This window comes from Parabacteroides sp. AM17-47, assembly GCF_003434625.1.
Lineage (GTDB): Bacteria > Bacteroidota > Bacteroidia > Bacteroidales > Tannerellaceae > Parabacteroides > Parabacteroides distasonis.
This window is the reverse complement of sequence record NZ_QTLI01000026.1, coordinates 1-18,843: the sequence shown is the minus strand read 5'-3', so window position 1 is coordinate 18,843 and position 18,843 is coordinate 1. Positions and strand designations below refer to the sequence as shown.

Here is an 18,843-nt window from a genome sequence, read left to right as displayed (position 1 = left end):
GACGGGGCATGCCCTATCTCTACAAGCAGATGATTTTTTAATGTTTGCTTCTTTCGGCTTCCCGCCAATTATTTTGATAACCGGTTAGTAAGTCCGTAAAACGTTTCGTGATCAAGTGCGGACGGGTGATCGCGCTGCCTACTACTACGGAATGAGCTCCGAGGAAGATACATTTCATGGCATCTTCCGGCGAGTAGATATGCCCCTCCATAATGACATAGGCTTTGTCTTTAAAGTCACGGCACATACGGGCGAATTCCCGTAAATCCGGTTGCTCGATATGCTTGGTTGCTTCCGTATATCCATATAAGGTAGGGCCAACGATATCGGCTCCCATTTCTACGGCACGTACAGCTTCCTCATAATTAGAGACATCCGCAAAAATGATAGCTTCCGGTATCTCTTTCTTGACGATTGGTAGCAATTCGTATGCAGGGCGGCCTTCATGGGTTATTTGGCTCGTACAGTCCAAGGCGATAATCTCGGCTCCGGCTTCCCATACGGCTTTAGCGGCCTCTAAGGTTGGGGTGATAAACACATCTGTGTCATCGTGCCAGATTTTCCAAAGCCCGATTACTGGTAAATCCACTTCTTTTTTAATCGCCTTGATCTGCTCTGGGTCGTTGGCACGGATACCCGCGGCTCCTCCCCATTGGGCGGCTTTTGCCATTTTTACGACAAAGTCTACTGAAAAAGTCGGATCATCGTGTTGTACTTGACAGGATACGATCAGTCCTCCCTTGAATGAATCTAAAAGTTCTTTCTTATTTGTTTTCATATTTTTTTTCGTTACATTGTTTTCTCTAAAAGCGCGGCGCCGATTATTCCGGCGTCATTTCCTAATTCCGCACGGATGACTTGGGGGATACCTATTTCCTCGGCGGCGAAGGTACAAGTATGTAGTTTCTCGTTTAAAGGTTTCAACAGCAGGTCACCTGCATGTGCGATACCCCCCCCTAAAATGATTACTTGCGGACGGAAGATGGTTATGAACGTGGAGATTCCGGCGGCCAGTCTACTGATATAGTCATCGACGATCTGTTTAGCGAGGGAATCCCCTTGTTTAGCGGCCTCGAAAAGAATCTCACCATTGACTTTGTTTTCGTCTTCGCCGCAAAGTTTCCATATCAAGGTGTCCTTATTCTTTTGTAAGGTCTCTTTCATGATACGGATTAATGCGGTGGATGAGCAATAAGCTTCCAAACAACCTTTTTGCCCGCATGTGCAGCGTTCGCCATTGTATACCAATTTGGTATGTCCGAGTTCGGCTCCCATATTATCGGATCCGGAATAAATCTTCTTACCCATGATAATTCCGCCTCCGACTCCCGTTCCTAGCGTTAGCATGATGGCGTCGGTATATTGGCTGGCCGATCCGGCCAAGACCTCTCCATAGGTCGCGCAATTGGCGTCGTTGGCTATATAAGTAGGCAATGAGATATGCTTCTTTAAATAGTCGTAGATGGGGACATTCTTCCATCCGAAACAATTGGCATGTACCAAAAGGTTCGTCTTTGGATTTACGTAACTGGGCATGCCGATGCCCCAAGAAGAGATGTCTTCCATTTGCAAGCCTGCTTTGAGAACCGCTTTTTTGCTGACTTCCGCCATGTCGGTGGTGATCTCCTCGATTGTGCGTCCGGCTTGTGTCGGTATACTCTCCTTTGCGATAATCTGGTGATTCTCATCTACTACGCCAGCGACCATATTGGTACCGCCAACGTCCAGACCGAGATAATACTTGGTGCTTTCCATCTTTGCTCTTTATTTTATGAGGTCAATAGAGTGAATTATTTGTTGGCAAAGATAGAGGAGTTACCCGCCCTAGACAATGTGAGGTTTAGCCTAAAATAATGGACTATTTTTGCATAAGTGTTCTCGCAAGCTTACGAGAGTACTTTAGAGAAGAGGTGTTATCGAGAGGAGACTTCTGTAATAACCTTCAAATATAGTGTGACTGTGTTTCTTTATGTTTAAAGAATCATATCGTAGGTCGATTCTATTATTTTTCTCGATGATGGAGCAAGCCTCTTTTATCATGGGCTTGAAGTCTTCTTCTGTTTTATCTTTGTCTCCGTTGGCTAGGTAGATATATAATTTTTTTCTCCTTGATAGGTTTCCGTGAACACTCGTAACCTATCAATCATCATATTTTCGCTGTATTTATAGTTCGGTGATATGGCTATAATATAAGGAAATAAGTCTGGGTGTTCCATCATCGCATAAGTGACGAATGTCCCTCCCAACGAATGTCCGACTAAAATCCTGTTATTTCCCGCATGGTATTTTTCTTGGATGAAAGGGATTATTTCATTCGTTAATGACGAGAGCATTTCTTTTCCATGTCCCGGGTTGTCATATCTTTTTACCGATAAGGAATCTGTGAAAGGCGGGGTCAGCTCACTTTGCCTGTTTGAATTAAATATTCCAACAATAATACAGGGTATGTTGGGATGTGTCAACTCGAATGTTGAATAAAATAAATTGAATGTGGGGGGATATTGTGCGTCTAAGACATAAATAGCGAGTAAAGAGTCTCTTTTAAGGCTACCATCTACTCCGCTTAAATAGACTTGCATTTCACGGGTCTCTTCAAAATAGTCTGAGTTGTAGATATATCGACTCCCTAATGCCTGCATCAAGTAGAAATCGGCTTGCGCATGTATCCGGCATATTCCTGAGAATAATACGATAAGAAAGAGAAGAACTGTTTTTGTTTTCATAAATAGTGATATCTAGAATTATGCAAATATAGCGAAAAATAAAGTCTTTAAGTATGTTTAAAAAAAGGACCGGACGATGGGTATCGAACGGTCCTTTCTTTAATCTTTATGTCGTATGCTGTTATTCAGCTTCTTTTTCAGCAGCTTCCTTTTCTGCCGGAGCATCTTCCGGGGTGAAGTCAGTGATACCTGCGTTGATCAAGATGTTATACCAAGAGAGTAGTTTCTTGATGTCGCTTGGATAAACACGCTCACGATCATAGCTAGGCAATACCTCGGCAAAGTACGCACGCAATTGGTCTGTCGTGGCTTTGGAAGGTACCAAAGAGGCGGTTTTTCCCTCTTCCTTGTTCTTTACGCTAGTCAATACCTCATGTAAAGGCACTTCTGTTTCATCCGTATAGATTGCGATATCGCCTAATGAGATTACTTTATCTTTTGCGTATGCGGGTACTCTCTTGTTATCAGTCAGCGATTCAACGATCAACATGTTTTTTCCATGGGAAACCAGTTTATACAGACCGGGTTTTCCCGAAATAGACAAAATAGTCTTCAACATAATGTTTTTTATTTTCTATTAGTGTTAAACTTCGAAGTGACAAAGGTAATAAGAAAAAGTGGAATTCTTCCGTCATGAGGACGGTTAACTTCGTTGGAGAAGTATCTTAGGTGCATCAACGAAGTATCTTAGGTTCGTTGACGGAGTATCTTAAGTTCATTGGATGATGAAGGTAAGATGCTGTAAAAGCCACTCGTCCCGCTATCGGTGATTATTGGGATTGAAGCCAACATAACAGTTTGCCTACTTGCGGTATAAGGGCCTGTCTATTGTCATTATAGATAACGTAATCGGAGCGATCTTTCTTTTCCTCGTCCGACATTTGGCTGTTGATTCTGCGTTCGATTTCTTCTCTCGAGGCTGAGTCCCTCCCCAAGGCTCTTTCGATGCGGAGTTCTCTTGGGGCATAGACCATCAAGCTTATGTCTACCACTTTGTAGAAACCGGATTCGAATAATATGGCGGATTCGATGGCGCATAAAGGGGAAGTCTGTCTCTCTACCCAAGCCGAGAAATGACGGTTTACCTCAGGATGAATGATCTGGTTGACCTGTTGTAATTGTTCCGGATTATTAAAGATGTGGGAGGCTAGAAGTTTCTTGTTCAATCCCTCATTCGTATAAATCTCCGGATCGAAAAGGGCTGTTAATTTCTCACGGATAACCGGGGAGTTATTTGTCAGCCATTTACTTTCCTCGTCCGCTATGTATACGGGTACACCGGATAACGCTAATAAAGAGGCTACGACGGATTTGCCGCTCCCGATCCCTCCTGTAATACCTATTTTAATCATGCTTATTGTTGTGTTCCAAAATAAATTCTACCTTATCTGGCAATAAGGTTGCCGTATGTACCCAGTCTGGTTTCTTGGTGAGTTTGACGGGTAGGGTACCAGATACGTTTTGCTCCAGATCCTCAAAAGGTATATGAATCGAGAACATATCTTCCGAAAGTCCTTTGAATCGGGACAAGGGCACACTGCAAGTCACTTTTACGACCGCCGGAAACATACGTACCGTATAATGTGGCGGTATATGACTGCAAGAGACAGGTATTTCCAACGTCTTCTCCGTGTACTCCTCTATCGGAATCGTGATAGATACGTTTTCCGGATCGAAGTTAACGCCGTCTACTTTGATTAGTTGTACGGTTCTCGTAATGTTTTTATTCGCTTTTTTAACTTCAGTGAAAGCCGTCTTGACCGAGGTCAACGTATCTAAGATCGCTGCGGTGGCATAAGCGTTGATCTTTTGGGGATTGATTTGGATATCCCCGGATAATTGAAAGCCGGCTTCCATATGAATATCACCATTAAAAACGACCTGTATTTCCTTATGGACCCGCTGACTGAAATCCATATCTATTTGTTGCGGATCAAAACTTTGTAATGCCGTAGTGGCTATCAATTGTTTTTGAATATCGTTCTCGATCTGCCTTTTACTTACTTGAACCGAACCATTTTTCTCCTTCGTATTCTTCATGTTCACTTCGATCGGAGCAAACGATCTTCCAAAAGTATAGTTGAGTAAAACGCTACCCTTGTCTTTTACCTTTGCGGTAATCGTTTCCACCTCAGGGGCATTAAACGCTATATCGGCAGGTACGTTCTTATACTTAACCGGAAAAACAAGTTCTATCTCATATTCCTGCTGCAAGCTTTGGAGTAGCCAGAAACCGAAAGCCAAAAGGGCGAAAAAGAAAAAGACCAAGACCTCTTTCCATCTGTCTCCGTGGAAAAAAGCCTTAGTCTTTGCTTGGATAGACTTGAAGGAATTTTGTATGTTCTCAAGTCGTGACATATTCTGTAGTTAGATTATTTCTGCTGCTGAGCGTCTTCCGCTGAAGCGAAAATAGAAGTTTTATCTACACGGATACGTACTCCATCCGCTACCTCGATTAGCATATAAGTATCACCGATCTCTTTGATCTTTCCATAGATACCTCCGGCGGTAATCACTTTATCGCCTGTTTTCAACGCCTCACGTGATTTCTGGATTTCTTTTTGTTTCTTTTGTTGCGGACGGATCATGAAGAAATAGAAGATAGCTACGATAACTACCATCATCAAAATACCGGACCACTGACTTCCTCCAGCTGGAGCTTGAAGTAAAATACTGAGTAAGTTCATACTATAATAATCGTTTTACAAGTTAATATCAATAATGATATGCACAAATGTAATGATAATAATTAATCTTTGAGCAATAACTTCTCTTTTTTTAATTCGTTGACTATTGAATCCAGAATTCCGTTAATGAATGTTCCGCTTTTAGGTGTACTATAATACTTTGCGGCATCGATATATTCATTTAAGGTAACGTTGATGGGAATGGTCGGGAACGATAAAATCTCGGCTAAGGCGACTTGCATGATGATCAAGTCCATATTGGCGATACGTTCGGTTTCCCAATTCTTCATATGTTTGTCGATGCGTTCACGATATTCCTTACCTTTCAACAAACTTTGACGGAATAACTTGATTGCGAAAGCCTTGTCTTCCAAATCCTTGAACATTGGCAATAAGGCTTGTTTACTACCTTTCTTCTCCTCGAATTTCTTGATAGTCTTCAAGGCGAAAGTCTCTACGATCTCAATATCGTCGTTCCAGTAGATGCTTTTGTCTTCCAGATATTCCTCTATCATCTCGTTCCCACAGATTACTTTCTTGAAGATCTGGCGCCAGAACTCACGATCCGTCTCGTACGAGTCTTCTTCGTTTTTCAAGTATTCGGCGTAAATTTCAGAGCTTAAGATCGTATCCAATACGTTTTTAACAAACTCCTCGTCGTTACTCCATGAGAGACCTTGCTCGTCCACATACTTTTTCAACGTATCGTTTTCCGCTAATTGAGCGACAAAACGATTGTCTACGAAGCGTGTATTCGGGTTTAACTCCTCATCGGTAGGCATGTATTTGCACTTCCGGGTGTCAAGGATCCTTCTTTGCAGGTTGGTAACTTCGATAATTAGGAGTAAGAAATAATAATATAAGTCATATGACTTCTGAAGGCTGAAAAGCAATTCGTTTTCCGCAACTTTGAGGTCACCGTTTCCGTTTTGATAGTAAGAGTATACTATCTGTAAAACTTTAATGCGGATTAAAATTCTGTTGATCATCGTTTGAAGGAACTTCTTATTATAAATTAGGCTGCAAAGGTAGTCGTTTTTTCCATAAAAGAATCCGGATTTACTTAATTTTATATGTGTTAGATGATATTTTACAAATTTAGCCTCAATGGGCGTATTTTCGATCGTTAAAATAGTTGCTAATTAAAAAAAAATGCACATATTTGAAGCAAGTTATATAAAGTGGGTGGTTTTTTAACGAATGTTAGCTGTCATGGAAGAATCAAGGAATAAAAAACATGTTGAAGGTGGCGACAGGGAGATTCTATACTCTAAAGCCATTAAAGCGGGAAAACGGATTTATTATCTGGATGTGAAGAGGAATTTGAAAGATGACCTATTCGTTGCCGTTACGGAAAGTAAGAAAATTCAATCAAAGGATGGTTTGCAAATCTCATTTGAGAAGCATAAGATTTTCCTTTATAAGGAGGACTTTGAGAAGTTCATGGAGGGAATGCAAGATGTAATCAGTTATATCAAGAACTCAAATCTGAAGAAATCCGCGGAAGACGTGGTGGAACCTGAAGAGGAGGAAACGATTCATGGCGATTCCCCGGAGGAGGATATGGCTTCCGGTGCTATAAAGTTGGATATTGAGTTTTAATGTAACACGAAGAGAAAAAGATAACGGGCTGTTTTACTCATGGAGAGAAACAGCCCGTTATGTGTTAGGAGCTTTCCGCAAAGGAAAATCCTATTCTTTGCTGCGAATTATTCAGCCGGGTGGATAGCCTCTGTAGGACATGCGTCAGCGCAAGTTCCACAATCTGTACACATTTCAGGGTTGATGCTGTATTTATCACCTTCTGAAATTGCTCCTACCGGACACTCATCAATACAAGTTCCGCATGCAATACAATCATCGCTAATTACGTAAGCCATTTTTTTAAACGTTTAAATTGATAACTATTAGTAGGTGCAAAAATATAGCTTTCTTTCTATTTAAAAAATATCTACTGGCTTATTTTCTTCAAAAATCTTCTTTTTTGCAATATCTTTGTCGGGTTTTCGTTATTAAACAAAATAGGTTGAGATTTGAGACGATTATTACTTATATTATATGTGGTAAGCTTGGCTACCATGGGAGCCATGGCTCAAAAGGAAAGGGTGAGGAATCAGCCGTACGCTGATTTGAAATGGCTTCATCTGGGGTTTCATGTGGGTATTCACTCGCAGGATTTGTTATTGACCCATACCGGTGTCATGACCAATGGAGAGACTTGGTTCGCGGAGATTCCTTCTTACTCACCCGGCTTTAGTGTCGGGGTGATCGGAGATATGTATATGAATCCTTATTTCAATTTACGCTTCACGCCTTCTATCCATTTCGGAGATAAGAAATTTAAGTTTCGGGAACAGGCTACGGGAGAGGAATTCATCACGAACGTTCGTTCCAGTTATCTGAATTTCCCCTTAGACGTTAAATATACGGCTTTACGCTTGAATAATTACCGTCCTTATTTGATCGGCGGTATCTATGGCTCCGTGGATATAGGCCGTAAGAAAGGTAATCCGATTCTATTGAAAAGCACGGACTTCGGATTTGAGTTTGGCTTGGGATGTGATATCTATCTACCCTACTTTAAGTTATGCCCAGAGTTGAAATTCTGTTTCGGATTGGTTAACCTATTGGAGAAAGATCGTCCGGACTTGGTAGATCAAGCAAATATCAAATATACGGATGCCTTATCGAAAGCTACATCCCGTATGGTGATCCTGACATTTAATTTCGAATAAATAACTCGATATAGATATAAGCGGCCGGAATAGCCATCATTACGCTATCGAAGCGATCCAGCATGCCTCCATGTCCGGGTAATACATGCCCGGAATCTTTCACGCCTAACGTACGTTTCATCAAAGATTCGATCAAGTCGCCCCAAGTCCCGAATACTACGATTGTGCCGGCTAATCCAAGCCATGTGTACCAGTTCGTGGCCGGCATGAACCAAGCGAATATTTGGGAGGTTATTAATACGAATGCCAACCCTCCGTAAAAACCTTCCCAGGACTTCTTGGGAGAGATACGTTCGAACAATCTTCTTTTTCCAAGCATAGATCCCACTAGATAAGCTCCCGTATCATTTACCCATACGAAAACGAAAATAGCCAAGGCAAAATAGGGGATATGTACGATCTCGCCCGGCGTATTAGGTACCGATGTAATAAAGTTTAGCAGAGAGAAAGAGCCTGCGCAATAGATTTGACCGAATAAGGTCAATGCCCAGTTATTGATTGGATTACTGGCTTTATCGTAAAGCTCGGTGATCATGGTATACATTAAGAATAAAAGATAGGGGAGAAATATATTGCCTCCAACCAAGCCATTGGCGTAACCGAATGTGGTGGCGAAGAGGTAGGCTCCCCCCAAGGAACTGACAAATCGTTTGATGGCGGCATTCTCATAATGTTTGACCAATCCGTAGAACTCCCATAGAGAAAGTCCGGTAATGAGTCCAAATACCGTAAGAAAATAATAGGAGTGGAAATAGATCGCACCGACTAATACCGCGACGAAAATGATGCCAGTCAATGCACGTGTAATCAGATTTTTCAAAACAATAGTGTTTTTGCTTGTTTGTAATTTTGGCTGCAAATATAACTAATAAATTGATAATACAGCAATAAGGAAGGCTGGATAGTAACTTTTGATCAAAGATACACCCCAGCCTTACTTGTTATGAATGTCTTGACTTTGGTCAAGCTATTTTCCCTGTCTTGTTTTCTTCGGTAGGAGTATCGGTTACGTTTTCCGTTGTTGCGTCCGCTTCCGCCTCCTTATCCGCATTCTCCTTGTTCTTTCCGTTAGCCTTTTCCTGCAACTCCAGAATCTCTTGGGAACGGGAGATCCAGGCGCGTTTCCCGAAGATATGCTCTACATCTTCCGAGTAGATTACCTCACGATCCAATAATACCTGCGCAAGTTTACTATGTCCTTCCTTATTCTCGGATAATATCCGTTTTGCCCTGTCGTATTGCTCATTGATGATCTTCTGTACTTCCGTATCGATCAATTTCGCGGTCTCCTCACTATAAGGCTTGGTGAATCCCCAATCCTGTCCGGTGGAGTCGTAATAGTTCAAGTTTGGAAGTTTATCGCTCATACCGAAGTAAACGACCATCGCATATGCTTGTTTCGTGACACGTTCCAAATCGTTGGATGCGCCTGTGGATATTTTTCCCAAAACTAATTCCTCTGCGGCACGTCCTCCTAAAGTAGCGCACATCTCATCCTGCAATTGCTCGCGGGTGGTGATCTGTCTCTCTTCCGGCAAATACCATGCCGCACCTAATGCCTTACCACGGGGAACGATTGTCACCTTAACCAGCGGATTGGCATGTTCCAACAACCAACTTAACGTAGCGTGACCGGCCTCATGGTTCGCGATACATTTCCGTTCTTCCTCCGTCGTGATCTTCGAACGTTTTTCCAGACCGCCGACAATGCGGTCTACCGCATTCATGAAGTCTTCTTTCTGTACGAATTTCTTTCCGTTACGGGCGGCGATCAAAGCGGCCTCATTACAAACATTAGCGATATCAGCACCCGAGAAGCCCGGAGTCTGCCTTGCTAGGAACTCAGCGTCTACGCTTTCATCTATCTTGATCGGACGCAAATGCACCCCGAATATCTCTTTACGTTCATTCAAATCCGGTAATTCAACATGGATTTGTCGGTCAAAACGTCCGGCACGCAACAACGCTTTATCCAAAATGTCCGCACGGTTTGTAGCGGCTAAGATAATAACACCACTGTTAGAGCCGAAACCATCCATTTCGGTCAACAACTGGTTCAACGTGTTCTCACGCTCATCGTTGCTATTCATATTCGCGTTCTTCCCACGGGCACGGCCTACCGCATCGATCTCATCGATAAAGACGATACAAGGAGATTTTTCCTTCGCTTGGCGGAATAAGTCACGCACACGGGAGGCGCCTACACCGACAAACATCTCCACGAAATCAGAACCAGACAAGGAGAAAAACGGCACATTAGCTTCTCCGGCAACAGCCTTCGCCAATAATGTCTTACCGGTTCCCGGAGGGCCTACCAACAATGCACCCTTGGGTATCTTACCTCCTAATTCAGTATATTTTTCCGGATTCTTCAAGAAAGAGACGATTTCCTCTACCTCTTGTTTCGCTTCCGCCAATCCGGCGACATCCTTGAATGTCACCTTACGGTCATTATCTTTATCAAAAAGCTGAGCTTTTGCCTTACCAACGCTGAACACGCCACCCGGACCTGCGCCGGTACCACCGGACATACGTCTCATCAAGAACATCCATACACCGATCAATAAGATAATCGGGCCGAATGAAACCAAGAAATTCCAGATAGCGTCATCGCCTTCCTCGAACCGGACTTGTGTATCGATATGACTATCGGCTACCGCTTTGTCATAGAAATCGGAAAACTTGTCGGCCGACGGGATCTTTACGTATACTTTCGGAGAAACCCCGATTTTAGAAACGTCCATATTCCCAAAGACCTGTTCAGTCTTTCCATTTTTCACTGTAGCCTCCACCAAATTCTTCTTGTTGTAGACTGTCATTTTATCGAATACGTTTTCCTGCGCTAGTTTCTGGAACTCTGTCCAGCCTAGCTCTTTCGTTCCCGAAGAATCATTTGTCATGTATAGGGCAACAAGCATGATGAAGATCAACCCGTACATCCAATACAAATTAAAGCGGAACATCTTAGGTTTCCCGCCCTTCGGTGTTTTATTAAATATATCGTTTTTATTTTCCATAAGAGATTATCATCAAATATTTAGGCCGGCTTAATCAATGTTAGGTACTTGTATAACCTTCGAGTCTGCCCAAAGGTTCTCTAAGTTATAAAATGCACGTTGTTCCGGCAGGAATATATGTACAAGAACCGTGCCATAATCCATGCCGATCCATTGAGCGCCCTGTGTACCGTCAATGGATAATGGTTTCTCGTTCGCGTTCTTGCGTGCGAAATCCCATACGGAATCAGATAACGCTGAAACTTGGGTAGGAGTGTTTCCCTCACAAATAACCATATATTGACAAATGGCACCAGAAGTCTGGCTTAAATCTACTGTTACAATATTTTTGCCCCTTTTTTCTTGAAGGCCTTCAACAATCGTTTTTACTAATTCTTTTGTTTGATCCATTTATTTCTATTGATATAATTTTCCAAGTCGCAAATATACTTCTTAATTCGTTACATACGTCTTTTTCTTTCATTAATATATGTGTAATACCTTGTTTGAGACTATCTCCTCGATCGTTATAAGCTTTTAAAAAAACACGTACGTCTTTTTGAGAAAACATGTACGTGTTTTATCAAAAAGACGTACGTGTTTTTTCTGGACATTTTTTTCGAAAGTTTGTTTGCAAATTTTGAAAAAGTATATACCTTTGCATCCGCTAACAAGAGAGTTGGTGATTTGTTAAATATTGTTCTATGGTGTAATGGTAGCACAACAGATTCTGGTCCTGTTTGTCCTGGTTCGAATCCAGGTAGAACAACGTTTAAAGTTTACTTGACAATTTTGTAGAGATTGTTCTATGGTGTAATGGTAGCACAACAGATTCTGGTCCTGTTTGTCCTGGTTCGAATCCAGGTAGAACAACATAAAAAAGCCTCGTTATTCGATAAGAGTAGCGAGGCTTTTTTGTTGTAGATATCATGTTTTTATTTGTAACGAAGCCATTTGGACATCTCCTTTATACTAGGTTTCTTACCATACATGAGAATGCCTACACGGTATATTTTGGCGGAAAACCAAGTAAAACCGATGGATGATATATACAAAAATCCAATGGAAAGTAGTATTTCCCACAAAGGCACCTCGAATGGCACCCGGACCATCATGACGATCGGAGAAGTGAAGGGGATCATGGAGCACCAGAAAGCTAATGGTCCGTCAGGGTTTTCCATGCTATAGATCCCCGCATAGAGGGCGAAAACCAAAAGAAGCGTGACTGGTAGCATGAATTGTTGCGTGTCTTCTTGGCCGTCTACAGCTGATCCGATAGCGGCGAATAAAGAAGAATATAATAAGTAGCCGCCTATGAAATAAGCAATAAACAAGATGCCTATCTCGGTGAAGTTAATCGTATGAAGCATCTCTATCCATTCATTTGCCGGCTGCTGGGCTGCGATAACCGTCATGTTAGGGGTTGTGTTAAGTGCCATGCTTGATTGCAAGATCTCGCTTTCCATACCTCCTCCCAAAAAGAAAGTTCCCCCGGTGATGAGAATAAAGGTCATAACCGCCCAAAGGAATACTTGCGTAAGCCCGACAAAACCGATTCCTATAATTTTACCCATCATTAAGTCGAAAGGTTTGACGGACGAGATCATAATCTCGATGATCCGGTTCGTCTTTTCTTCCATAACCCCTTGCATGACCATTCCTCCATAGATTAGGATGAACATATAGATAAGCATGGTGAAAATTACTCCGGTTATGGATGCCACTACGGACGAGGATTGCTTTTCGCTTCCGTCATCCCCCCATTTGATCGTTTGTATGTTGAAATCTACTTTACTTTCTTTTATGATCTCTTGTAGATTGGGGATATTGAATGTTGCCAGTTTGTCACTCTCTATCTGCTTCTTTAATGTCATATTGACGAGTCGGCTCAAATCCGCCGGGATTTGTTTCTTGGAATAGAGGGTTGCGTTTTTCGGATTTTTCTGCAAGTCGTCGGAGATGTTGAGAAATGCGAATATCTCCTTTTCCGACATTTGCCTGTACTTATCCATATCTTTGTCGCCGTTGATAAAACGATAGCTTTCCGTATCCTCGAACAACGGGGCGTATTTGCCGGTGGCGTCGAGTATGGCGACTGTATGAACCTCATCTCCCTTGATGGAAGAGAGCCATAGGGGGACGAACGCAAGTGCAGCGAATAGAAACGGTGTGAGGAACGTGAGCAGGATAAATGACTTTTTACTTACTCTCCGGAGATATTCCCGTTTGATGATTAATCCAATTTTGCTCATACCTTTGATGTGTTTGTACCGGAAACGGTGTTGATAAAAATGTCATTCATAGAAGGGATCTCCTCCGTGAAGGAAAGAATCTCATATTGGGACGCCAGCCGGGTAAGCCAATCGGAGTTACTGATATTTTCTTCCTTGCGTATCCTTAACTCCTCAATACCTCCAGTCTCCTTGCGTACATTTAATATATAGGTATTACTCTTAAACCGTTCCCGTACCTCCTTGACATTGCCGGACAGGACGACCTCAGAGCGATCGATTAAAGCAATCTCGTCACAAATCTCCTCAACGGAGGACATGTTGTGAGTTGAGAATATAATGGTATGTCCGGCCGCCTTCAATTCCAATATCTCTTGTTTAAGGCGATCGGCGTTGACCGGATCGAATCCGCTAAATGGCTCGTCAAAGATCAATAGCTCGGGTTCGTGTATCACGGTAATGATGAACTGTACTTTCTGTTGCATACCTTTCGACAGCTCTTCCAGTTTGCGATTCCACCAAGGCATGATGTCAAATTTCTCGAACCAACGGGTCAAACGACTGCGTGCCTCTGGGTAGGAGAGACCTTTCAATTGTGCCAGATAGATCGCCTGCTCCCCGACTTTCATCTTTTTATACAACCCTCTCTCTTCCGGCAAGTAACCGATCTGGTAGATGTCTTCCGGGCTGGATTCATGGCCGTTGAAGCGAACGATTCCGCTATCCGGTGCCGTAATCCGGTTGATGATCCGGATCAAGGTTGTCTTGCCCGCCCCGTTAGGCCCCAGTAATCCAAAGATTGTTCCTTGAGGAACTTGGATACTTACCTTGTTCAGCGCCAGATGCCCGGCGTACTGTTTTACCACGTTTTCTGTCTCAAGGAAATTCATAGATGTTTTTTTATTACATTTTTAATACGATACGCTCACCTAGCTCTTTGCAGAGCACGTTCTTGATCTCGTTGAGGTGGGCGTTCTGTTTCATTAAATCAAAGATCTGTTCCATGTCACCCTTGTTTTGAGCCTCTTTGATTTTCGCTTGGATATCCTTTATCTTATAGAGGATATAGGCATCTTTCATGGAATAGATTTCCCGGGGTACCAAGTAATCCAATTTATCTTCTTCTTGCTCCAGTTCCCTGAACTTCGTATGATATTTACTAAGCTGGTACTTATCGCTGATAAGGTTGGCGGCAAGCCGGCTGATGTTCGGGTCCGGATGGGCAAGGAAATAACGACTGGCCATAAAGCCCTCGTTTTGACAATGTTCAGCAGCTTCGTCCAGCATTTGTTTGAAGGCTGGCGTATAAAACGTAAGGTCATCACGTTCCAGATCGAAACGGATATAATCGGCGACCCTCATGATGACATGCTCGTTGGTCTCCTCATCTACGTAGTCATAGAGGACACGTTCGCCATATCGTACGATATAGCGCAGAAGAGCCAACTCATAAGCCTCAAAAGGAGAACGTTTCGGTTGGACCTGTATGTTGGGAGCCGTCGGAACCTCGTAGGGAGGAGTAGGGGGCGGACCCGCTTCCTCTTCCGGAATATAGTCCTCGGGCAGTGGAGGCGGAATATTTTCCGGAGGAAGGGTATTCGCCTCTTCCGGTGTATACGGTTGGTAGCCGGGGAAATCCGGATACTCAGGGATCGTATTGGCTGGAGGTTGAACGGGCGGTGTATTCCTTACGGATTTAGCCGCTTGGTTCTCTTCCTTGTTGAGACGGATCTTATTGACCTCGTTGAGTAAGACTTGCTCGTCTATCTCCATGGTCGTACTACATTCCCGGATATACACGGAGCGAGCGATATTATCAGGTATAATCGCTACCGTACGGATAATATCCGAGATCAGGGCGGAACGTTTGATCGGATCACCCCCCGCTTCCGCCAATAGTAACTTTGTCTTGAAACGGATGAAATCCGTCTCGTTCTGGCTGATAAACTCTGCGAACTCGCTCGCGCTATGGCTACGGGCAAACGAGTCCGGATCTTCTCCCGCCGGAAGAAGCACGACCTTGACGTTCATCCCTTCTTCCAATAACATATCGATACCCCGGAGGGCCGCTTTGATTCCGGCGGCGTCTCCATCGTATAATACCGTGATATTATTCGTGAAACGATGTATGAGCCGGATTTGCCCTTGCGTGAGCGCCGTACCCGAGGAGGCAACCACGTTTTCTACGCCCACTTGGTGCATACCGATCACGTCCATATATCCTTCCACCAAGAAACAGCGATCCTGTTTCATGATTGCTTGCTTGGCGAAATAGATGCCGTAAAGCTCGTTGCTTTTATGATAAATCTCGCTTTCGGGGGAGTTTACGTACTTCGCTGTCTTCTCGTCCTTTTTCAATACACGTCCGCCGAATGCCACGACCTTTCCGCTTAGCGTATGGACGGGAAAGATGACACGTCCCCGAAAACGATCGTTCACGTTTCCGTTATCATAAGCGATAACTAAACCGGTTTTCTCTAAGAATTCTTTTTTATAGCCTGCTTGGGTAGCGGCCTTGTATAAGGCATCCCGCTGGTCCAAGCTATACCCGAGCTGGAATTTACGGATGATATCTTCCCGTAATCCTCGCTCGGCGAAGTAGCGCATACCTACGCTTTTCCCTTCAACATGCTCATGTAATAAAGTAGAGAAGTATTGCCCCGCCCAACTATTGACGATAAGCATACTTTCCCGGTCGCTACGGATTTGTTTCTCTTTCTCGGTAAGTTCCCGTTCCTGTATCTCTATATTGTATTTTTTCGCCAGAAAGCGTAAAGCGTCGAAATAGCTGAGTTGCTCATGTTTCATGATGAAGTGAACGGCGGTTCCACCTTCTCCGCAAGCGAAACACTTACAGATATTCTTTGAGGGGGATACGTAAAAAGACGGTGATTTGTCCGAATGAAACGGGCATAATCCTACATAGTTGATCCCTCGTTTCCGAAGAGTCACGAATTCAGAGACAACATCCACGATGTTCGCCGCATCCAATATCCGGTCTATGGTAGGTTGATCGATCATTTTAAATTACTCCTTTTTTAGCGAACACAAATGTAGTGAAAAATAACCAAACACAAACAAGAGCCAATGTTTGCTTGTGTTTAGTTATTTTTCCCTATATTTGCAACGTGAAACGAATGCTACTCGCCAAGTACGCCTTCCAACTTATAAGACTATATTTTGTAACTGATTGGATATTAATAGAATATATATCCTTTCAGGACTAGAAGAATTATCCATCATCCTGTGGAACATCCTTTGACAGACAATTGGTTCGTATTGCGAGACCTGACCCGTCCCAATGCTAAACGCCCGGCCTATAGGTTGCTGGAGGAAAAGGGCATAGAGGTTTTCACTCCTATGCGTTGGCAGTTGGTCGAGAGGAAGGGTAAGCGGATTCGTGAGGAGGTTCCTCTTCTGCACGATTTACTTTTTGCCCATACTACCCGTACCTGTATGGATCCAATCGTAGAAGAGATCAGTACCCTCCAATATCGTTATTTGCGTGGTGGCTACCGTAAGCCGATGACGGTAGGCCATGCGGAGATGAACCGTTTTATCCGTGCTGTCCATTCCGATGATTCCCCACGCTATTTCTTGGTTGAAGAATTAACTTCTGCGATGTACGGTCGCATGATCCGTATCGAGGGTGGCCCATTGGATGGCTACGAGGGTCGTTTACTCTCTATACGGGGTTCCCGTGTGAAACGTTTGATCGTGGAGATCCCCGGTCTGTTGGTTGCCGCTGTGGAGGTCGATCCTGAATATATTCGGTTACTCTAACATATATCCCCTATATTCTACGGGAACGCATTGGGTGGCGTTTGAGCGGTCTGTTTATCAGCTGTTGCGTTTGTCACCCCAAAATCATAGGGTAATTTCAATTAGTTGACTTGGAGGATTTTTGTCTTTAGAACAAAAAGAATGAGCCTATGAAGTCTACTGAGGAATACTTAAGTATATTAAGGAGCGAAAAAGAATCGTTGTTTCGTAAATATCAGATAAGTAATCTTGGTTTGTTTGGCTCGGTGGCTCGTCATGAACAAAGGGAAGATAGTGATATTGATATATATTACGAGAGTTCTCATATGAGTTTGTTTACATTATGTCGCCTAAAGTCAGAACTTGAGAAACTTCTAGGTTGTTCTGTTGATTTATTCTGTAAAAGAGAGTCATTTGCAGGAACTCGTATGGAAAAATCCATAAATAAAGATTTGATTTATGTATAAATGGAAAGATTCGGGACGAATTTTGGATTTGATAGACATGATGATTGATTCAATTCATGTTATATAAGTCCGTACATCTCATATTAAGGATGGCAATGATTTCTTATTGACTCCTGATGATATGTTCGTTTTGGATGGTGTTTGTATGAAATTGATTTTTATTGGTGAAAGTGTAAAAACTATAGATAAACTTTCAGAAGGAGAACTTTTCTCTTTATATCCTGTAATTCCTTGGAAGGAGATTATGAAGTTGCGGGATGTGATAGCTCATCATTATCTTAAAATAGATGTTGATATTGTTTATTCAACAATGAAGGAGGACTTACCCCTTTTGCAGGCAACCTTATTATCGATGAAGCAAGCTATTCTATCATAAACCATTCATCAATAATCCGTTCTCCACATGGGTCAGCAGGATACGCTCATTGAGTACTTCTACCCCGCTGGCAATTATGGGAAAGGTCTCTTGTATCATTGTTGTCTAGGTTTAAAAGAGAGAGACACAAGAAGATACACCCAAAGCCATCAAAGCGGCGATTAATGAGGAAAGATGTTTGGAGATTTTTTGAATAGGGGTAAACACGGACAGCTTGACTTTGAGAATATAGATGACTTGGAGGACGGAACTCCGATCGTTGCTAGATATAATAATAGGGAATTTCAGTTTGGTATTTACGGGGAAGGTTATGTTATCTATCAAGATTGCTGGCAGACGAAAGCCGGAGTTCTTGTGTTCAGTTTGGAACAAAGTTCCATTGAAGGGTTTTTCGAGGATTCAACAGTCTATGAATATACGCCCGATTTTGAATTTGATAAAAAGAAAGCGTATTATAATGCAAGACGCAATTTCTCGGAGCCGGGAAATAGTGTATGGGGATGATTTCACGCTCATGTGTATGCTCGACAGCATCGAAACTCATCACTTTCGTCACTTGGTTCTTGCATATGCTTGTTCCTTTGCGGTCTCATGCCTGAAATGATCCGAAAATAACCCCCGAGGAGATGGTCAAAGAGCGTTTCTCCGTACCCGTATCAACGATGCGTGAAGCAGTCGTCTCAGACACCGCTCAACTGGCCGTTTTTGAGAAGATATACTGCATGTGCCCGAGGATATATACTGCGTTAGGCAATTAATATATACTTCACAGGGCAATTAATATATACTTCGTTTTCCATATCTACGGTTGCAATGTGCAGATCCTGCCCAATGCAACCCATGCGATCCAAATCATCCACCAGGGT

The 18,843-nt window shown here is 42.9% G+C and carries 21 protein-coding genes and 2 tRNA genes; 8 read left to right on the top strand and 15 right to left on the bottom strand.

The genetic code is table 11. The features are described 5' to 3' along the window. Window positions 1-37 precede the first annotated feature (37 nt). The 8 genes from DW205_RS18735 to nusB form a co-directional block, all read right to left on the bottom strand. Complete coding sequence (locus tag DW205_RS18735; protein ID WP_005864927.1) at window positions 38-778, bottom strand: N-acetylmannosamine-6-phosphate 2-epimerase; 741 nt, start codon at window positions 776-778, stop codon at window positions 38-40. 11 nt (window positions 779-789) lie between these two features. Beyond that, on the bottom strand, window positions 790-1,755 hold the full coding sequence (locus tag DW205_RS18730; RefSeq protein ID WP_005864930.1) for an ROK family protein: 966 nt from the start codon (window positions 1,753-1,755) through the stop codon (window positions 790-792). A 326-nt stretch (window positions 1,756-2,081) separates the two neighbouring features. Next, window positions 2,082-2,723, bottom strand: coding sequence for an alpha/beta hydrolase (locus DW205_RS18725; protein ID WP_005864932.1), 642 nt, complete (start codon window positions 2,721-2,723; stop codon window positions 2,082-2,084). A gap of 121 nt (window positions 2,724-2,844) precedes the next feature. Continuing rightward, window positions 2,845-3,282, bottom strand: a complete 438-nt coding sequence (locus DW205_RS18720; protein ID WP_005864934.1) for a DUF5606 domain-containing protein — start codon at window positions 3,280-3,282, stop codon at window positions 2,845-2,847. Between the two features lie 211 nt (window positions 3,283-3,493). Continuing rightward, window positions 3,494-4,075: a dephospho-CoA kinase gene (coaE, locus tag DW205_RS18715; protein WP_005864936.1), complete on the bottom strand. Its 582-nt coding sequence runs from the start codon at window positions 4,073-4,075 to the stop codon at window positions 3,494-3,496. After that, window positions 4,068-5,081, bottom strand: coding sequence for a YbbR-like domain-containing protein (locus DW205_RS18710; RefSeq protein ID WP_005864938.1), 1,014 nt, complete (start codon window positions 5,079-5,081; stop codon window positions 4,068-4,070). The genes coaE and DW205_RS18710 overlap by 8 nt, the downstream gene beginning before the upstream one ends. 14 nt (window positions 5,082-5,095) lie before the next feature. Continuing rightward, a complete protein-coding gene (gene yajC, locus DW205_RS18705) occupies window positions 5,096-5,410 on the bottom strand; it encodes a preprotein translocase subunit YajC (protein WP_005864940.1) in 315 nt (104 codons plus the stop codon). Window positions 5,411-5,472: 62 nt separating this feature from the next. Beyond that, window positions 5,473-6,399 carry a transcription antitermination factor NusB gene (gene nusB / locus DW205_RS18700; RefSeq protein ID WP_005864942.1) on the bottom strand — a complete coding sequence of 309 codons (927 nt, stop codon included), beginning with the start codon at window positions 6,397-6,399 and terminating at the stop codon, window positions 5,473-5,475. A gap of 223 nt (window positions 6,400-6,622) precedes the next feature. Between nusB and DW205_RS18695 the strand changes: the two genes are divergently transcribed. After that, window positions 6,623-7,012 (top strand): DUF3276 family protein, encoded by a 390-nt coding sequence (locus tag DW205_RS18695; protein ID WP_005864945.1) that lies wholly within the window; start codon window positions 6,623-6,625, stop codon window positions 7,010-7,012. A gap of 107 nt (window positions 7,013-7,119) precedes the next feature. Here the strand turns inward: DW205_RS18695 and DW205_RS18690 are convergent, their stop codons facing one another. Then, a complete protein-coding gene (locus DW205_RS18690) occupies window positions 7,120-7,290 on the bottom strand; it encodes a DUF362 domain-containing protein (protein WP_005854886.1) in 171 nt (56 codons plus the stop codon). A gap of 153 nt (window positions 7,291-7,443) precedes the next feature. Here DW205_RS18690 and DW205_RS18685 point away from each other — a divergent pair, with 153 nt between their 5' ends. Next, window positions 7,444-8,145, top strand: coding sequence for a porin family protein (locus DW205_RS18685; RefSeq protein ID WP_008778155.1), 702 nt, complete (start codon window positions 7,444-7,446; stop codon window positions 8,143-8,145). On the opposite strand, the gene DW205_RS18680 is transcribed toward DW205_RS18685, so the two are convergent. The 3 genes from DW205_RS18680 to rsfS all read right to left on the bottom strand — a co-directional run bounded on the left by DW205_RS18680 (window position 8,132) and on the right by rsfS (window position 11,552). After that, window positions 8,132-8,965: a phosphatidate cytidylyltransferase gene (locus DW205_RS18680; RefSeq protein WP_005864948.1), complete on the bottom strand. Its 834-nt coding sequence runs from the start codon at window positions 8,963-8,965 to the stop codon at window positions 8,132-8,134. The genes DW205_RS18685 and DW205_RS18680 overlap by 14 nt on opposite strands. Window positions 8,966-9,107: 142 nt before the next feature. After that, window positions 9,108-11,162, bottom strand: coding sequence for an ATP-dependent zinc metalloprotease FtsH (gene ftsH, locus DW205_RS18675; RefSeq protein WP_005864950.1), 2,055 nt, complete (start codon window positions 11,160-11,162; stop codon window positions 9,108-9,110). A gap of 30 nt (window positions 11,163-11,192) precedes the next feature. Continuing rightward, the gene (rsfS, locus tag DW205_RS18670) at window positions 11,193-11,552 is read right to left on the bottom strand and encodes a ribosome silencing factor (protein WP_005854895.1); all 360 of its coding nucleotides are present in this window, start codon (window positions 11,550-11,552) and stop codon (window positions 11,193-11,195) included. Between the two features lie 287 nt (window positions 11,553-11,839). Between rsfS and DW205_RS18665 the strand changes: the two genes are divergently transcribed. Then, window positions 11,840-11,910 (top strand) — tRNA-Gln (locus tag DW205_RS18665). A 33-nt stretch (window positions 11,911-11,943) separates the two neighbouring features. After that, window positions 11,944-12,014 (top strand) — tRNA-Gln (locus DW205_RS18660). A gap of 62 nt (window positions 12,015-12,076) precedes the next feature. Here the strand turns inward: DW205_RS18660 and DW205_RS18655 are convergent. The 3 genes from DW205_RS18655 to dnaG are packed head-to-tail and all read right to left on the bottom strand — an operon-like array spanning window position 12,077 to window position 16,393. Further along, window positions 12,077-13,393, bottom strand: a complete 1,317-nt coding sequence (locus tag DW205_RS18655; RefSeq protein ID WP_005864952.1) for an ABC transporter permease — start codon at window positions 13,391-13,393, stop codon at window positions 12,077-12,079. After that, window positions 13,390-14,262, bottom strand: coding sequence for an ABC transporter ATP-binding protein (locus tag DW205_RS18650; RefSeq protein ID WP_005864954.1), 873 nt, complete (start codon window positions 14,260-14,262; stop codon window positions 13,390-13,392). The genes DW205_RS18655 and DW205_RS18650 overlap by 4 nt, the downstream gene beginning before the upstream one ends. 13 nt (window positions 14,263-14,275) lie before the next feature. Then, the gene (gene dnaG, locus DW205_RS18645) at window positions 14,276-16,393 is read right to left on the bottom strand and encodes a DNA primase (protein WP_005864956.1); all 2,118 of its coding nucleotides are present in this window, start codon (window positions 16,391-16,393) and stop codon (window positions 14,276-14,278) included. A gap of 225 nt (window positions 16,394-16,618) precedes the next feature. Between dnaG and DW205_RS18640 the strand changes: the two genes are divergently transcribed. From DW205_RS18640 to DW205_RS18625, 4 genes are all read left to right on the top strand, one after another. Continuing rightward, the gene (locus DW205_RS18640) at window positions 16,619-17,155 is read left to right on the top strand and encodes a UpxY family transcription antiterminator (RefSeq protein ID WP_005864958.1); all 537 of its coding nucleotides are present in this window, start codon (window positions 16,619-16,621) and stop codon (window positions 17,153-17,155) included. A 149-nt stretch (window positions 17,156-17,304) separates the two neighbouring features. Beyond that, window positions 17,305-17,601, top strand: a complete 297-nt coding sequence (locus DW205_RS18635) for a nucleotidyltransferase family protein (RefSeq protein ID WP_005864960.1) — start codon at window positions 17,305-17,307, stop codon at window positions 17,599-17,601. A 121-nt stretch (window positions 17,602-17,722) separates the two neighbouring features. Then, window positions 17,723-17,977 carry a DUF86 domain-containing protein gene (locus DW205_RS18630; RefSeq protein ID WP_005864962.1) on the top strand — a complete coding sequence of 85 codons (255 nt, stop codon included), beginning with the start codon at window positions 17,723-17,725 and terminating at the stop codon, window positions 17,975-17,977. Between the two features lie 174 nt (window positions 17,978-18,151). Further along, complete coding sequence (locus DW205_RS18625) at window positions 18,152-18,481, top strand: hypothetical protein (RefSeq protein WP_005864966.1); 330 nt, start codon at window positions 18,152-18,154, stop codon at window positions 18,479-18,481. The last annotated feature ends 362 nt before the right edge of the window (window positions 18,482-18,843 follow it).

Bases quoted from the DNA above. Each gene is read 5' to 3' on its own strand.
- DW205_RS18735 (WP_005864927.1), bottom strand. From the start codon at position 778: ATGAAAACAAATAAGAAAGAACTTTTAGATTCATTCAAGGGAGGACTG.
- DW205_RS18730 (WP_005864930.1), bottom strand. From the start codon at position 1,755: ATGGAAAGCACCAAGTATTATCTCGGTCTGGACGTTGGCGGTACCAAT.
- DW205_RS18725 (WP_005864932.1), bottom strand. From the start codon at position 2,723: ATGAAAACAAAAACAGTTCTTCTCTTTCTTATCGTATTATTCTCAGGA.
- DW205_RS18720 (WP_005864934.1), bottom strand. From the start codon at position 3,282: ATGTTGAAGACTATTTTGTCTATTTCGGGAAAACCCGGTCTGTATAAA.
- coaE (WP_005864936.1), bottom strand. From the start codon at position 4,075: ATGATTAAAATAGGTATTACAGGAGGGATCGGGAGCGGCAAATCCGTC.
- DW205_RS18710 (WP_005864938.1), bottom strand. From the start codon at position 5,081: ATGTCACGACTTGAGAACATACAAAATTCCTTCAAGTCTATCCAAGCA.
- yajC (WP_005864940.1), bottom strand. From the start codon at position 5,410: ATGAACTTACTCAGTATTTTACTTCAAGCTCCAGCTGGAGGAAGTCAG.
- nusB (WP_005864942.1), bottom strand. From the start codon at position 6,399: ATGATCAACAGAATTTTAATCCGCATTAAAGTTTTACAGATAGTATAC.
- DW205_RS18695 (WP_005864945.1), top strand. From the start codon at position 6,623: ATGGAAGAATCAAGGAATAAAAAACATGTTGAAGGTGGCGACAGGGAG.
- DW205_RS18690 (WP_005854886.1), bottom strand. From the start codon at position 7,290: ATGGCTTACGTAATTAGCGATGATTGTATTGCATGCGGAACTTGTATT.
- ftsH (WP_005864950.1), bottom strand. From the start codon at position 11,162: ATGGAAAATAAAAACGATATATTTAATAAAACACCGAAGGGCGGGAAA.
- rsfS (WP_005854895.1), bottom strand. From the start codon at position 11,552: ATGGATCAAACAAAAGAATTAGTAAAAACGATTGTTGAAGGCCTTCAA.
- DW205_RS18655 (WP_005864952.1), bottom strand. From the start codon at position 13,393: ATGAGCAAAATTGGATTAATCATCAAACGGGAATATCTCCGGAGAGTA.
- DW205_RS18650 (WP_005864954.1), bottom strand. From the start codon at position 14,262: ATGAATTTCCTTGAGACAGAAAACGTGGTAAAACAGTACGCCGGGCAT.
- dnaG (WP_005864956.1), bottom strand. From the start codon at position 16,393: ATGATCGATCAACCTACCATAGACCGGATATTGGATGCGGCGAACATC.
- DW205_RS18635 (WP_005864960.1), top strand. From the start codon at position 17,305: ATGAAGTCTACTGAGGAATACTTAAGTATATTAAGGAGCGAAAAAGAA.
- DW205_RS18630 (WP_005864962.1), top strand. From the start codon at position 17,723: ATGTTCGTTTTGGATGGTGTTTGTATGAAATTGATTTTTATTGGTGAA.
- DW205_RS18625 (WP_005864966.1), top strand. From the start codon at position 18,152: ATGTTTGGAGATTTTTTGAATAGGGGTAAACACGGACAGCTTGACTTT.